The organism is Actinoplanes regularis (genome assembly GCF_900188005.1).
Lineage (GTDB): Bacteria > Actinomycetota > Actinomycetes > Mycobacteriales > Micromonosporaceae > Actinoplanes > Actinoplanes regularis.
Map to the genome: position 1 here is coordinate 26,879 of NZ_FZNR01000001.1, position 15,026 is coordinate 41,904.

Consider the following 15,026-nt stretch of genomic DNA (forward strand, 5'->3'; position numbering starts at 1 on the left):
CCCGGACAACACCCACAGCCCCTCCGGACACCCCGCACAACCTCGGTCACCACAGCTGCCACCGGCCGCAGTGGTGACCGAGCCCGTCTCACCACCACCGGACCCGGTCCGGTGGGCGCGGTCGTCTCGGGAGGTGGTCGGATGGTCCCGGACCGCGGACGCCAGCCGACGGCAGGCGGTGCGTTTCAGCAGGTAGGCAGGTTTCTGAGCTAGCCAGCAGGGCCGACCTTCGAACCAGGCATTTCTGATTCGTGGCGGCGGTCGCACCTACTTGTTCTAGTTGACATAGAACAAGTAGGCTAGCGATGTGCTTTGGAGAATCGACGCGGCCAGCGACGAGCCGCTCTACGCTCAACTCGTCGCTCAGGCACACCTCGCCGCGGCCCGCGGCCAGCTCGCGCCCGGTGACCGGTTGCCGACCGCGCGTGAGCTGGCGGACTCGCTCGACCTCAACGTCCACACCGTGCTCAAGGCCTACCAGCAGCTGCGCGACGAGGGCCTGATCGAGCTGCGCCGAGGGCGCGGAGCGGTGGTCACGGCTCGCGCGGCCGCTGACCTGTCGCCGGTCGAGCAGGCCCTCGCGGTCCTGGTCCGAGTGGCGCGCGAGGCGAATCTCTCCACCGAGACCCTGACCGTCCTCGTCAAGGAGGCGATGAGCCGATGACAGATCGTTCCTGGCGGGCACAGGCCCGCACCCTGGTGCTGTGGTCGTCGCTGACCTCGTTCGCCCTGTTCGCCGCCGCGGCCGCGATCGCCTGGTCCTGGCGCGACGACCTGCCGGATCCGATCGCCTCGCACTGGGGCACCAAGGCCGGCGCACCGGACGGCTTCGGCTCACTGAGCAGCCTGATCCTGGGCGACACGGTGCTGGTGGTTCTGCTCTGCGCCCTGTTCAGCGCGATCGCCTGGTTCTGGGGCGTCTCCGCGATCTCCCGCCGCATGGTCGCGGCGTCGAACGTCTGGGCCGGCGGGTTCAGCGCGAGCCTGCTGTTGTTCATGGTCGGCCCTCAGCGGGGTCTGCCGGACGCGACACAGGCCACGCTGCCGGGCTGGGCCGTCGCCGCCGCGATCCTGCTGCCGCTGGTGCCCGCGGTCGTCGCCGCGCTGCTGGTGCGACGCGACCCGCCGAGCCCGTCGACGGCGCCGGTCGCCGCCGACGCCCCACGCATCGCCCTGGCCGACGGCGAGCGTGCCGTCTGGATCCGGCGTGCGGACGGCGGTCCCGGCCTGATCGTGGGCGCCATCGTGATGATCGCCATCACCCTGCTGGTCGTCTGGTTGCGCCAGTGGGCCCTGCTGGCCGTCCCGGTCCTGCTGGCGGCGGTGTTCGTGGCCACGTTCGCCTACACGGTGCGGGTCGACGCGACCGGCCTGACCGTGCGCTCGCTGATCGGCTGGCCCGGCACCCACGTCGCGGCGGACGAGGTCGAGCGGGCCTCGGTCACCGAGGTCCACCCGCTGCGCCAGTTCGGCGGCTTCGGCTGGCGGGTGGGCCGCGGCGGCCGGGTCGGTGTCGTGCTGCGCTCCGGCGACGGGCTGCTCGTCGAGCAGAGCGGTGGCCGTTCGCTGGTCGTCACGGTCGACGACGCCGCAACCGGCGCCGCCCTGCTGAACACTCTGGCGGACCGAACCCACCGATGACCGATCCCCAGCCCTGCCCACCGGTCAGGACAGGCAGCGCTGGGCGGGGGTCGCCGAGGACGCGGGCATCAGCCAGGCGGACCCAACCCACCAACGACCGATCCCCTGCCCGCCGGTCAAGACGGGCAGCGCTGGAGGGGTCGGCGAGGACGCCGGCATCAGCCAGGCGGACCCAACCCACCAACGACCGATCCCCTGCCCGCCGGTCAGGACAGGCAGGGCTGGGCCGGGTCGTCGAGGACGCGGGCGGTGGCGAGCACGTCGGCGAATCCGTCCGGCGAGAGGTCTACGCCGCCCGGGATCCAGCTGATGGCGGGGCTGTCGGTCTCGGTCATCGACAGCAGGATCTCGTCCGGGGTGAGCCCCGCCGAACGCAGCCCCCTCAGCTCCCGGACGTTGATGCCCGGCGGCAGGGGGCCGTTGCCGAGGTCCGTGCCGTAGCGGACCTTGCCGCCGTGCCCGACGAACCGCCGCAGGTTGTCCAGGGCGACCGCCAGGGCCGGGTCCGGGTCGCCCCAGCCGTGGATGTCCAGGGTGCTGATCCAGGTCATCCGGGCGGCGCAGGCGCGCACCAGGTTGTCCGGGAGCGGCTCCGTCCACGGGGTGTGCGCGAGCAGGTCGGCGCCCGCTTCGAAGGCGGCGGTCACGGTGCCGGGGCCCTCCGCGTGCACCACGACCTCGAGGGCGGACGCGTGGGCGGCCTGGACCAGCGCGCGCAGCGTCGGCTGCGGGAGCAGGGGGCCGCCGGCGTGCGCGGTCACCTTGATCAGGGTGGCCCCGGCGGACCAGGCCTCGGCCACCGCGACGCCCGCGTCGGCCGCCGAGGTGATCTCCCGCCAGCTGCCGGCGGCCGCCCAGGCCCGGTCGCTCGGATAACCGCCGGGTGCGATCAGAAACGGACCGGCATAGCGGATCCGTGGCAGCTTGGCGGTCGGCTGCCCGCTCCGTCCGGCCTGTGCCGCGAGCTCTTGGAGATCGCGGGGCACGCCGCCGAGGTCCCAGACGCCGGCGATGCCGCCGGCGCGCACCGTCGCGAGGTCGACCAGCGCCGAATGCACGTGCGCGTCGACCAGGCCCGGCAGCAGGGTGCCCGGGAGGCGGCGGCAGCCCTCGGCCGGGGCCAGGTCCGCCGGAACCGGCTTGGCCAGGCCGTCCACGCCGATCCGGAGGGCGGCGCCCTTGCGGAGCCGGCCGCCCCACCAGATCGAGTCGGCCACCAGCCAGTGGATGCGCTCGTCCTCGCGCGGGTCCGGAACCTCGGTCACGGTCGGCCGGGGCTCGCCCGCACGCGGGGCTCTCGCCGTACGGGAGAAGCACGTGTCGCCGCCGCAGCCCGAGCCGCCGCAGGGCGAGGGTGCGGCCGGGGCCGAAGCGCAGTCGGCGGCCGAGGTCGACTCGGCGGGTGTGGTCGTCATCGATGTTTCCCGGCATGGTCACGAAGGAGCTCGAGGCCCTGATAGACCTCGGCGAAGCTGGTGGAGAGCGGCGCCGGGCCGATGCGCAGGCCGTCGGGGCGGCGGTAGTCCGGGATCACGCCGCTCTCCCAGAGCGGCTCCAGGAGCTGCTCGAAGCCGGGGCGGCGCAGCGTGACGTGCCCGCCGCGCCGGGCCGGGTCGCGGGGGCTGGCGACCTCGACGTCGAGGGGGGCCAGCCACTCGTCGGCCAGATCCAGGACGAAGCCGGTGAGCAGCAGGGACTTGGTCCGGACCGCTTCGATGCCGGCTTCGGCGAGCATGTCCAGGTTGGCGTGCATGGGGACCATCGCCAGGATCGGCGGGGTGCCGCTGAGCAGCGCCCGGATCCCGGGGGCGGGTTCGTGGCCGTGGCCCATCTCGAACGCCGCCCGGTGCCCCATCCAGCCCTGGATCGGCTGGCGCAGGGAATCCTGCAGCTCATGGCGCAGGTAGGCGAACGCGGGCGCGCCGGGGCCACCGTTGAGGTACTTGTACGAGCAGCCGACCGCGAGATCCACCCCCCAGTCGTCGAGCCGCACCGGCACCGACCCGGCCGAGTGGCACAGGTCCCACAGGGTCAGCGCGCCGGCCTCGTGCGCGATCCGGTTGATCTCCGGGACGTCGGCGAGCCAGCCGGAGCGGTACGCCACGTGGGAGAAGAGCACCAGCGCGGTGTCCTCGTCGACCGCGTCCGCGACCTGCTCGGGATGGATGCCGGTGTCCGGGTCGGCGGTGATCCAGGTGAGGGTGAGGCCGCGCTCGGCGGCGATGCCCTCCAGGACGTACCGGTCGGTGGGGAAGTTGTCGGTGTCCAGGACCACCTTGCGCCGGCCCGGCCGGGCGTCGACGGCGGCCCGGGCCAGCTTGTACAGCAGCACCGTGGTGGAGTCGGCGACCACGATCTGACCGGCCGCCGCGCCGAGCGCGAGCTCGCCGAGCCGGTCGCCGAGGGTGAGCGGCCATTCGAGCCAGCCGTCGGTCCAGCCGCGGATCAGCCGGCCGCCCCACTGATCGCGGACGAAGTCGTCCATCAACTCGGCGGTCGCCTTCAACGGCCGGCCCAGCGAGTTGCCGTCCAGGTACGAGACGATCGGCGCGGGCAGGAACCGCTCCCGGAACGGCGCCAGCGGGTCGGCCTCGTCCAGCGCGACCGCGCGGGCCAGCAACTCGTCGGTCAACGGGGGACTCCGATCTCGGTGCGTACGGCGTAGAGCTCCGGGAAGAACGTCAGGTCGAGCGCCGCCCGCAGGAACGAGACCCCGCTGGAGCCCCCGGTCCCCCTCTTGAACCCGATGGTCCGTTCCACCGTCTTGAGGTGCCGGAAGCGCCAGAGCTGGAAGTTCTCCTCCAGGTCGACCAGTTCCTCGCAGGCCTCGTACGCCTCCCAGTTCTGCTCGGCCTTCTCGTAGATGGTCTGGAAGACGCCCACAAGCGCGGCGTTGTACTCGTACGGCTCGGTGACGTCGCGCCGCAGGATCTCCTCGGGCACCGGGTGCCCCTGCCGGGCGAGGTAGTGCAGGAACTCGTCGTAGACGCTGGGCGTGCCGAGCAGTTCCTCGAGCAGTTCCCGGGCGGCCGGCTGGTCGTCGAAGATCCGCAGCATCGCGCGGTCCTTGTTGCCGAGCAGGAACTCGACGGCGCGGTACTGGTACGACTGGAAACCGGACGAGGTGCCGAGGAAGCTGCGGAACTGGGCGTACTCGGTCGGGGTGAGGGTGGCCAGCACCGACCACTGCTCGGTCAGCGTCCGCTGGATGTGCTTGACCCGGGCCAGCCCCTTGAGCGCCGGCTTGAGATCGTCCTTGGCCAGGTGGCGCAGCACCGCGCGGAGCTCGTGAATGATCAGTTTCAGCCACAGCTCGGACGTCTGATGCTGCAAGATGAAGAGCAGCTCGTCGTGGTGCTCGGGGACACTGACCGGATGCTGGGCGCCGAGGACCTCGTCCAGGTGCAGGTACTCACCGTACGAGAGATTGACCTTGAAATCTCGGACGATCCCGTCCTCCAGCGGCCTCTTTGCCGACATGGTGCCTCCCTTTTCTTGGCTTGAAGGAGATCACACCGGCCCGTGGTAGACCCATCGGCCCTCGTGGCGGACGAATCGGCTGCGCTCGTCCAGCACGCCGGGCCGCCCACCCTCCCGGTAGTGTGCGCGGAATTCGACGAAGCCCTCCGCGTCGAAGAGGCCGCCGCCGCTGCTCTCCAGCACCTCCAAACGTACCCACCGCAGGTCAGGGTCGCTTTCGACGTCGGCCGGGCGGGTGTCCGGATGCCAGGTGTCCAGCACGTAGCCGAGGTGGTCGAGGGCGAACGCGCTGAACCGCGATCGCATCAGGGATTCCGGGTCCGGCGCCGCACTACCCGCGTGCAGCGGGCCACAGCAGCTCTCGTACGACGATCCGCCGCACGGACACGGTTTCGCGCGGTTCGCTCGCTTTCCAGGCATGCCGGACAGTCTTCCTCAGCCGGCCTGCTGCTCCACCACGATCCCGCTGATCACCTTCTGGCAGCGATCCAGCTCCTCGATCAGGCCCTGCATCTCCTCGATCGCCTCGACCGCGTTCTGGGTGTCGGTGCGGATCCCGCCGACCTGGGTGCCGATCTCGTTGGTCGCGGTCGCGGTCTCGTTCGCCAGGTCCTTGACCTCGCTCGCCACCACGGCGAAGCCCCGCCCCGCCTCGCCGGCCCGGGCCGCCTCGATGGTGGCGTTCAGCGCCAGCAGGTTCGTCTGCTTGGCGATCGTCGCGATCAACTGGACGACCTTGCCGATCTCGGTGCTGCTCGCCTCGAGCCGCTGGATCACCTGCACCGCGGTCTCCGCCGCGTGTACCGCCGCCTGGGTGGCGGTGGCCATGTCGTTGCTCACGTTGGCCAACCGGTGGACCGAGTCGCGCTGTCGGTCCTGCGCGGACCGATCCCCCTGACCGCCCCCGGACGACCAGTTGTCGTTCTGCTCCCAGTCGGTCATGTCGTGATAATCCCCTTCTACCGGTACGTAGAAACATCCCACCGAACCCACCAGTCGCGGAGCGTTTTCCTCGATCCCGACCCGGTCGAGCGGCCTCGCGGAAAGGGGCGTGCCCGCGTCCGGACGGCGGACGCGGGCACGCTCCTTCAACAGCGGGTCAGTTGCGGACGATGGTGAACGTGGTGGTGGGGTTCTCGATGTCGCGGTAGTTGTTGCTCAGGGTCAGGTTGGTGAAGGTCGCCGAGCCGACCGCCGGCCCCTGGCCCGCCTCCGGCAGCGGGTTGGCCCAGATGCCGTAACCGCTCTTCGCGTCGTAGGCGTCACCGCTGCGCTGCGCGCCGGTGATGCTGACGTTCGTGAACACGGTGTCCTTGATCGGGTTCACCGGCTGGCCGCCGATGTACTGCGTCTGGAACATGATCCCGGAGTAGGTCGGGTCGACGATGTCGACGTTGCTGACCCGGATCCCCTGGAACACCTTCGACGCGCTGAACATCCAGATCGCCGGGAAGACCTGGGCGCCCCAGAAGTGGCCGCCGGCCCGGACGATCGAGATGTTGTCGAGCACCGTCGGCGGGTTGGCGCCGAAGCCGTTCATCGGGTACCCGAAGTCCAGCGAGCTGACCGTGATGCCGGAGTAGACCAGCGTGTCGGCGATGTAGATGTTCTTGAAGGTGTTGGCGTACCCGCCGTAGACCGCGATGCCGGCGGCCCGCCAGGTCAGCGTGGTGGACAGGTTCGAGTAGGTGTTGTTGATCTCGTCGGAGCCGCCCGCGTCGATCGCGGAGAAGAGCGCGAACGAGTCGTCACCGGTGGCCCGGGCGTCGTTGTTGTCGACCAGGTTGCCGGTGCTGCCGTTGGTCATGTTGACGCCGTCGGCGAAGGTGTCCCGGATCCGCGAGTTCTTGATCACCATGTTGTCGGTGTTCGCGCCCCAGTACAGGCAGACCACGTGCTCGGCCCAGATGTTGTCGATGGTGATGCCGGAGACGTTTGCGAAGTCGAACACCTTGCCCGGGCCGTCGATCCGGATCGTGTAGTTGCCCCAGTACGAGAAGTTCGCGAACGTCGAGCCGTTGGCGGTGGCGTCGGCCCGGAAGCCGGCGTCCGTCTCGGTCTGGGTGTCCGGGGTGCGGAACCGGGTGAACCAGGGACCGGCGCCGACGACCTTGAGCGCCTTGCCGTACACCTGGAACTTGTTCGACGTCTGGTAGTCGCCGGCCGGCAGGTAGACGCCGACCTTGGTGCTGTCCTGGCGCGCGGTGTCCAGGGCGTTCTGCACCGACTGCTGGTCGAATCCGGTCGGCACCACGTACTTGGTGGGGTCCGGGTTGGCGATCTGGGCGACCTGCTCCAGGTTGATGAAGTCAATCGCGATGTTGCCGCTGTTCGCCGAGTCCTTCTGCAGCTTGATCGTGCTGCCGGCCGGGAACGAGCCGGTCAGCAGGATGTTCGCCTCGTCGTAGATGTGACGCGGGCCGGTGCCGGAGTTCTGCGGCGCCGTCTCGTTGCCGTACAGCCACGCGTACTTCGAGGTGAGCGGCAGGGTCTTGTTCAGCGACCCGTTGACGTACACGTTGATCGAACTGGTGGTGCCGTCCGGGATGGAGAAGCGCGCGACGACCGTGTTGGTCGCGTTGCGGGTGGTCCACTGGACGTACGACCCGGTCTGGTTCAGCGTCACCGCCTTGCGCCCGGACGCCTCGCCGGCCAGGTCACCGACCGTACGGTTGGGCCCGACGACCGCCGCGCCGCCACCGGTCGTGCCGTCCTCGGCCTCGTACATGTCGTACGGCATGTTCGCGCCGCGCCCGACGAAGAACGGCTTCTCGCTGGTGTTGTTGCCCTGCTTGACCGGCAGCTCGTTGGTGTCGTTCGCGACCACCGTGCGGACCGTGTACTTGCCGTTCACCGCGGTCCACGTGCCGAGGCTGATCGACGGCGACGAGGCGCCGGCGGCCAGCGTGCCGGTGTACGACCCGGTGAACGTCTTGACCGTGGTCGAGCCGTTCAGGATCGTCACCGTGACGTCGTGCGCGCCGCTGCCGGAGGCCGCGGTGCCCTGGTTCTTCAGGGTCGCCGAGAAGCTGACCGTGTTACCGGCCGACGGGTTGCCCGGCGACCAGGAGACCGCCGAGGCGACCAGGTCGGAGCTGCTGACCGGCGCGACGACCAGGGTGGCCGGGTTGTTGTAGGAGTTGTTGGCGTCGTTGGTCTCGATGACCGTGTTCGCCTCGTCGACGACCGCGCTGACGGCGTACGTGCCGGCGTCCCGGGCGCCGATCGACGCCGAGACGGTCGAGGTGGCGCCGGCGGCGAGCGCGCCGACCGCGGCGGTGCCGACCTTGGTCGTACCCAGATAGAGGTTGACCGAGGAGGCCGGCGAGGCGGCCGTGCCCGCGTTGCGGACGGTGGCCGACAGCGTGATCGCGTCGGTCTCGACCGGCGACGCCGGCGAGAAGGACATGCCGCTGACCGTCAGGTCCGGGTTCGGCGCCGGGGTGCCGATCACCTGGAACTCGGCGACCTGGCCGCTCGGCGCACCGGTGTTCGCGGTGAAGGAGAGCCGGACGTCCGCGGTGGTCGCGGAGACCGGGATGGTCACCGTGTTCCCGCTCGCGGGATTGAAGGTGTACGTCGCGGAGCCCACGATCGTGGTGTACGCGGACGACGACTGCTCACGGCCGAGGACCGAGAACGTCTGCTGCCGGGTCCCCCATTCGGTCGCCGGGTTCAGCTTCACGACCACCGAGGTGACGGTCGCGTTCGCGCCCAGCTTGACGGTCAGGTTCGCCGGGTACGCGGAGCCCTCCCAGTAGGTGGCGGTGTCGTTGTCGTTCGCGTTCGTCGCCACGAACGTGTAAATCGTCGACGACGCCTCGATCGGCTTGCCCACCGCGAGGTTCGTGCCGGTGCCGGGGTTGCCGGTGCGGGTCACCGTATTACTGGCCGCCGACTCGTTGCCGGCCGCGTCGCGCGCCTTCACGTAGTACGACACGGTCGCGGTGTCGGCCTGGCTGTCGGTGTACGTGGTCCCGGCGACGGTCGTCCGGAGCGTCCCGTTGGCGTACACGTTGTAGCCGGTCACGCCCACGTTGTCGGTGGACGCGCCCCAGCTGAGCCGGATCTGCCCGCTGGCCGGCTGGGTGTAGGAGAGCGTGCCCGGCGTGGTCGGCGCCTGGGTGTCCCCGGTCGCGCCGGTCCGGGTCACCGTGTTGCTGGCGCCCGACACGTTGCCGGCCGCGTCCTTGGCCCGCACGTAGTAGGCGACGGTCGCCGAGTCCGGCTGGCTGTCGGTGTAGGTGAGGACGTTGCCCGCGACCGAGGTGCGCAGAACGCCGTTCGCGTAGATGTCATAACCGGTCACGCCCACGTTGTCGGTCGAGGCGTTCCAGTTGAGCCGGATCTGCCCACTGGCCGGCTCGGTGTAGGAGAGGTTGCCGGGCGCGCTCGGCGCCTGGCTGTCCCCGGCGACCGGCCCGTAGACCTCCAGTTCGGAGAGCTGCCCGGCGGGCCAGCCGGTGTTGGCGGTGAAGTTCAACCGGACGAACCGGGCGCTGGCCGTGGTGAAGTCGACGGTCACCGCGTTGCCGCTCGCCGGATTGAACGTGTATCCGGCGCTCGCCTTCAGCGTGCTGAACGAACTGCCGTCGGTGCTGCCCTGGATCGTCAGGGTCTCGGTCCGAGTGCTCCAGGCGGTGGCCGGTGGCAGCTTGAGGACAGCCTGGTTGACCTGGGTGGCGGTGCCGAGATCGACCTGGAGCCACTGCGGGAACGCGTTGTTGTTGCTCTCCCAGTAGGTGTTGGCGTTGCCGTCACCGGCGTTGCCGGCCGGATAGACGTCGGTGTAGCTGGACGCGCTGAAGGTCTTGCCGGCGGCGAGGTTGGGTCCGGCGGCGAGTGCCGCCGGGGCGTGGACGAGGGCGGCGACCACACTCGCGGCCGCCGCGGCGGCTATGAGCCTGAATCTGGACATGCGGGAGCGCACCTTTCTTTCGAAAGAGGTGTTACCGGGGACCGGCGGGCGACATCGGTGGAGAGCCGCCCGCCGGGGTTTCTCAGGAGGCGTAGGCCTCGAATTCGGAGAGCTGGCCCGCTGGCCAGCCGGTGTTCCCCGTGAAGGTGAGTCGCAGGTAGCGCTGCGTCGTCGTGACCGGGATGGTGACGGTGTTGCCGCTCGCCGGGTTGAACACGTATCCGGCGCTGCTCTTGACCGTGCTGTAGTTCGAGCCGTCGGTGCTGCCGAGGACGGACAGCGTCTGGGTCCGGGTCGCCCACGCCGTGGCCGGCGGGAGCTTCAGGACGAGCCGGGTCAGGGCCCGGTTCTGGCCCAGGTCGACGGTGATCGACTGGGGGAACGCATTGTTGGTGCTCTCCCAGTAGGTGTTCGCGTTGCCGTCGGTCACGTTCCCCGGGCCGTAGACGTCGGCCTGGCCGGTCGCGGTGGCGGTGCGCCCGGCCGCGAGGTTGCCGGTGGGCGGCGTGGTGGTCGGCGGGGTGCTGGGTGAGGCCGGCGGGTTGGACGGCGTCGTGGTGCTGTTGCCCCACCTCGGCGCCGGCCACGGTCCGCAGTACGGCGCCGACGTCTGCCATCCGGAGTTGCCTCCACCGTCGGTGATGGCCAGGCCGGATCCCACGCAGCTGTAGGTCGGCGGGTTCTGCGCGATCCCGGTCGCCTTGACGTTGGTGAACGTCGCGGTCGCCGGGGCCTGCGCCTGCAGCGCGAACGTGCCGGCTCCGGCGATGTTCACGTTGGTCAGGTTCAGCCCGCTGGTCCCGTTGCCGATCCACTGGATCCCGGCGTACGAACTGTCCAGGATGTCGGTGTCGGTCACGTTGAGCGTCGCCCCGGTGATCGCGCCCGAGTCCGGCCAAAACCAGAGCGCGCCGATCCCGAAGTTCCAGTTGTAGTCGGAGTTACCGGTCCGGATCAGCGTGTTCCGGGCCATCGTCCAGGTGCCGGCCACCGCGGTCGGCCCGGTGACCCCCGGATACCGGTTCCCGACGTGCAGGCCGCCACCGTTGGTGACCGTCTCCGCCATCACGTTGTCGCTGATGTTGATGTCCCGGCCGCCGTAGCTGACGATGTTGTTCGCCAGGATCGGCGCGACCACGGTGTTGCGGGTGAAGGAGTTGCCGACGTTCGGCGTGCTCTCCGCCCACATGGCCAGGCCGTCGTCACCGGTGTTGCGGACGAACGTGTTGGTGACCGTCGAGTTCGTGACGCCGATGTGGAAGTTCACGCCGTCCGCGGTCTGGTCCAGGATGCGGCTGTTCCTGATGGTGAACCGGTCCATCGGGCCGTCCATCCAGGCGCCGACCTTGGTGTGCTGCATCCAGACGTTGTCGATGGCCGAGTTCGACATCGCCCCGCCGAACGCGTTGACCTGGTCCTCGTCGACCCGCTCCTGGACGTCGCCGATGATCGCAAGGTCCTTGACGGTGACGTTCTGGCTCGGGCCGCCCTGGCCGGCGTACTTGCCGTAGACGCCGGCGGCCAGGTTGCGCTGGCTCGGGTGCCGGCCGCCGAGCACGCTGTACCAAGGGCCGGCCCCGGCGAGCGTGACCCGATCCACGATCACGTGGCTGTACAGCGTGAAGTTGCCCTGCGGGACGTAGACGACCCGGCCGGAGGCGGCGCCGGCGTCGACCGCGGCCTGGAACTTCGCGGTGGAGTCGGTGGCACCGGCCGGGTCCGCGCCGTAGTCGGCGACCACGTCGATGGCGCCGGTGGGCTTGCCGATCGGGCCGGGCACGTTCTCGAAGTCGGCCAGGTCGATGGTGAAGCTCGGCGACTGCGCGGTCGAGGAGACCTGGATCCGGATCTTGGTGCCGGCCTGGTACGTGGTCCCGAACATCGCCCGGGCCTCGTCGTAGAAGTGGTGCGGGCGGCCGTCACCGGGGTTGTTGGTGAACGGGTAGTACCCGTAGTACCAGCCGTACTTCGAGGTCACCGGCACGGTCTTGATCAGTGTGGAGCCGGTGCGCAGGTCCAGGGACGCGTTCCTGCCGTCCGGGACGCTGTACCGGAAGGTGACCGCGTTCGCGGGCTTGGTCAGGGTGAACTCGACGTACTCACCCGCGGCGTCGAGGGTGACCGCCTCCCGGCCGGAGGCCTCGGAGGAGAGCGTGCCGTAGGTCCGGTCGGTGCCGGTCGAGGTGCCGTTGGTCGCGGCCTTCTCGGCCTCGATCTCGGTGAACGGCACGGTGGCGCCCCGCCCGGCGATGTCGAACGGGGAGAGTCCGGCCGCCTGGGCCGCGGGTGATTGCCAGATCACCGTGGTGACAGCGGCAGCGAGGACGGCTGCCGCTGTGATTTTCGGGGCGGTGCGGTTGGCCATGTGTCCCTTCCTTAGGTGTGGCCAGCCCCCGGATTCCTTTCCTGCTCGTGGGCGCCCCGGCGGTGGAACCGGAGGCGCCCGTTCACTTCAGGCGCAGCCAGACAGCGGTGTCCCGGGGGAGGAGGTCACCGTCGAGCGGGCCGCTGGCGAGCAGGATGGTCTGGTGCTCCGGCAGGGGGACGGGAGCGCCGGAGAGGTTGAGCACGCAGGCGAAGCCCGCACCGCGGGTGTACGCGAGCACGTCGGCCCCGAGGTCGAGCCAGCTGAAGTCCTCCCCCCGGGCCTGCCGCAGGCCGATCGCGGTGCGGTACAGCTCGAGCATCGAGTTCGGGTCGCCGGTCTGCGCCTGGACCGTCCGGTCCTTCCACTCCGCGGGCTGGGGCAGCCACGGGGTCGCGGTGCTGAAGGCGTACGGCGGCTCGTCGCCCGACCAGGGCAGCGGCACCCGGCAGCCGTCGCGGGTGTGACCGCGCCGGGCGTACATCGGATCCTGGATCCGGTCTTCCGGGATGTTCTCGTTCTCCCAGAGACCGAGCTCCTCGCCCTGGTAGACGTAGGTCGCCCCGGGCAGCGAGAGGGAGAGCAGCGCGGCCGCCCGGGCCCGGCGGGTGCCAAGCTCCAGGTCGACCGGGACACCGTCGAGGTTGTTCTCGAAGCTGAACGTGGTGTCGCTCCGGCCGTACCGGGTGACGTGGCGGGTCACGTCGTGGTTCGAGAGCACCCAGGTGGGCGGGGCGCCGACCTTCGCGTGCGCGTCCAGGGTCCGATCGATGCAGGCCCTCATCAGGTACGGATCCCAGGCGCAGCCGAGCAGGTCGAAGTTGAACGCCGCGTGCAGTTCGTCCGGGCGCAGGTAGTTCGTGAAGCGCTCGACCTCCGGCATCCACACCTCGCCGATCAGCGCCCGGCCCTCGTACTCGTCGGCCACCCGGCGCCAGGCGCGGTAGACGTCGTGCACGGCGTCGAGGTCGTGGAACGGGTGCGGCTCGCCGTCGACCACCTCGGGCAGCGCGGTGTCCTTGAAGAGCAGGGCGGCCGAGTCGATCCGGATGCCGTCGGCGCCCCGATCGAACCAGAACCGCAGGATGTCCTCGAACTCCGCCCGGACGTCCGGGTGCTCCCAGTTGAGGTCGGGCTGCTCCGGGGTGAACAGGTGCAGGTACCACGATCCGTCGGGCGCCTTGGACCAGGTCGTGCCGCCGAACTCCCCGGTCCAGCCGGTCGGCATCTCCTCGCCGCCCGGGCCCTTCCCCTCGCGGAACCAGAAGTAGTCCCGCTCGGGCGCGTCCGGCGAGGCGATCGCGGCCTTGAACCACGGGTGCTCGGAGGAGATGTGGTTCGGCACGATGTCGACGATCATCCGGATGCCGACCGCGTGCGCCTCGGCGATCAGCGCCTCGGCACCGGCCAGGGTGCCGAAGGCCGGGTCGATGTCGCGGAAGTCCGCCACGTCGTAGCCGGCGTCCGCCATCGGCGACGGGTACCACGGGCTCATCCAGATCGCGTCCACCCCGAGGTCGCGGAGGTGGCCCAGGTGCGCGCGGATCCCGTCGATGTCACCGACGCCGTCACCGTCGGAGTCGGCGAAACTCCGGGGATACACCTGGTAGATGACCGCGTCGCGCCACCACGCACTGTCTTTTGCGGACACGAAAACTCGCTTTCTGCGTCTTATTGCAGCATTTTTTGCGTATTAGTGGGCGAGCGCCGCCCTCGCGGGAGACGCTCAGCCCTTGACGCTGCCTGCGGTCAGGCCGGACATGATGTTCCGCTGGAAGATCAGGAAGATGACGACGGTCGGGATGGCCGCGATGACCGAGGCCGCGACGATCTCGTTCATCGACGATCCGCCGGAGAAGGCGTAGATGCCGACGCTGACCGTCCGGGTCTCCGGGGACGGCATGACCAGCTTCGGCCAGAGGAAATCCTTCCAGACGTACGTCACCGCGAAGATCGAAACGACGCCGAGGATCGGCCGTGACATCGGCAGGATGATCGACCAGAGCGTGCGCAGCGGCCCCGCCCCGTCCACCTGCGCGGCCGCCATCAGCTCATCCGGGATCGAGTCGAAGAACCGCTTCAACAGGAAGATGTTGAAGGCGTTGGCGACCAGCGGCAGCCAGATCGCGAACGGCGAGTCAAGCATGTTGACGTGCGCGAACGGCAGATCGATCACGGTCACGTACTGCGGGACGACCAGGACGATCGCCGGGATCATCAGGGTGGCCAGCATCGCGCCGAGGATCACGTTGCCCAGGATCGGGCGCAGTTTCGACAGGGCGTACGCCGCGGCGGTGTCCAGGACCAGTTGGAAGAGCACCGCGCCGGCCGCGTAGTAGAACGTGTTGAACAGCAGCTTGGCGAGGTTCAGATTGCTCCACGCGTCGGTGTAGTTGCTGAAGTCCGGATCCTTCGGCCACAGCGTCGGCGGGGTCTGCGCGATCTCCTGACCGGTCTTGAGCGCGCCGGTGACCATCCAGTACAGCGGCCCGACGAAGGCCAGGGTGAACCCGAGGACGACGAGCGTCAGCAGCGTCCAGTAGACGAACCTGCCCTTGCCACGCCGGAGCTGGGCCTGCGAGATGAGCGTGCGGGCGCCGGATTCTTGAGACATGCTGGTCC

Annotated in this window: 11 protein-coding genes; 2 read left to right on the forward strand and 9 right to left on the reverse strand. The window is 69.8% G+C overall.

Translation table 11 applies throughout. The features are described 5' to 3' along the window. Positions 1-307 precede the first annotated feature (307 nt). On the forward strand, positions 308-664 hold the full coding sequence (locus tag CHC09_RS00140; RefSeq protein ID WP_089290880.1) for a GntR family transcriptional regulator: 357 nt from the start codon (positions 308-310) through the stop codon (positions 662-664). Then, positions 661-1,641, forward strand: coding sequence for a hypothetical protein (locus CHC09_RS00145; RefSeq protein ID WP_089290881.1), 981 nt, complete (start codon positions 661-663; stop codon positions 1,639-1,641). The genes CHC09_RS00140 and CHC09_RS00145 overlap by 4 nt, the downstream gene beginning before the upstream one ends. Before the next feature lie 206 nt (positions 1,642-1,847). On the opposite strand, the gene CHC09_RS00150 is transcribed toward CHC09_RS00145, so the two are convergent. The 9 genes from CHC09_RS00150 to CHC09_RS00190 all read right to left on the reverse strand — a co-directional run bounded on the left by CHC09_RS00150 (position 1,848) and on the right by CHC09_RS00190 (position 15,018). After that, the gene (locus CHC09_RS00150; protein WP_239138125.1) at positions 1,848-3,056 is read right to left on the reverse strand and encodes an amidohydrolase family protein; all 1,209 of its coding nucleotides are present in this window, start codon (positions 3,054-3,056) and stop codon (positions 1,848-1,850) included. Next, positions 3,053-4,273, reverse strand: a complete 1,221-nt coding sequence (kynU, locus tag CHC09_RS00155) for a kynureninase (protein ID WP_089290882.1) — start codon at positions 4,271-4,273, stop codon at positions 3,053-3,055. Before kynU ends, CHC09_RS00150 begins: the two co-directional genes overlap by 4 nt. Next, positions 4,270-5,121 carry a tryptophan 2,3-dioxygenase gene (gene kynA / locus CHC09_RS00160; protein WP_089290883.1) on the reverse strand — a complete coding sequence of 284 codons (852 nt, stop codon included), beginning with the start codon at positions 5,119-5,121 and terminating at the stop codon, positions 4,270-4,272. Before kynA ends, kynU begins: the two co-directional genes overlap by 4 nt. Before the next feature lie 30 nt (positions 5,122-5,151). Further along, positions 5,152-5,466, reverse strand: a complete 315-nt coding sequence (locus CHC09_RS00165) for a YchJ family protein (protein ID WP_425320677.1) — start codon at positions 5,464-5,466, stop codon at positions 5,152-5,154. A 90-nt stretch (positions 5,467-5,556) separates the two neighbouring features. Further along, positions 5,557-6,063 (reverse strand): methyl-accepting chemotaxis protein, encoded by a 507-nt coding sequence (locus CHC09_RS48280; protein WP_089290885.1) that lies wholly within the window; start codon positions 6,061-6,063, stop codon positions 5,557-5,559. A 157-nt stretch (positions 6,064-6,220) separates the two neighbouring features. After that, positions 6,221-10,039, reverse strand: a complete 3,819-nt coding sequence (locus tag CHC09_RS00175) for a discoidin domain-containing protein (RefSeq protein ID WP_239138124.1) — start codon at positions 10,037-10,039, stop codon at positions 6,221-6,223. Between the two features lie 82 nt (positions 10,040-10,121). Next, positions 10,122-12,404, reverse strand: coding sequence for a discoidin domain-containing protein (locus tag CHC09_RS00180; protein ID WP_089290886.1), 2,283 nt, complete (start codon positions 12,402-12,404; stop codon positions 10,122-10,124). A gap of 82 nt (positions 12,405-12,486) precedes the next feature. Next, positions 12,487-14,055, reverse strand: coding sequence for a glycoside hydrolase family 13 protein (locus CHC09_RS00185; RefSeq protein WP_089290887.1), 1,569 nt, complete (start codon positions 14,053-14,055; stop codon positions 12,487-12,489). 75 nt (positions 14,056-14,130) lie between these two features. After that, the gene (locus CHC09_RS00190) at positions 14,131-15,018 is read right to left on the reverse strand and encodes a carbohydrate ABC transporter permease (RefSeq protein ID WP_089290888.1); all 888 of its coding nucleotides are present in this window, start codon (positions 15,016-15,018) and stop codon (positions 14,131-14,133) included. Positions 15,019-15,026: the final 8 nt, after the last annotated feature.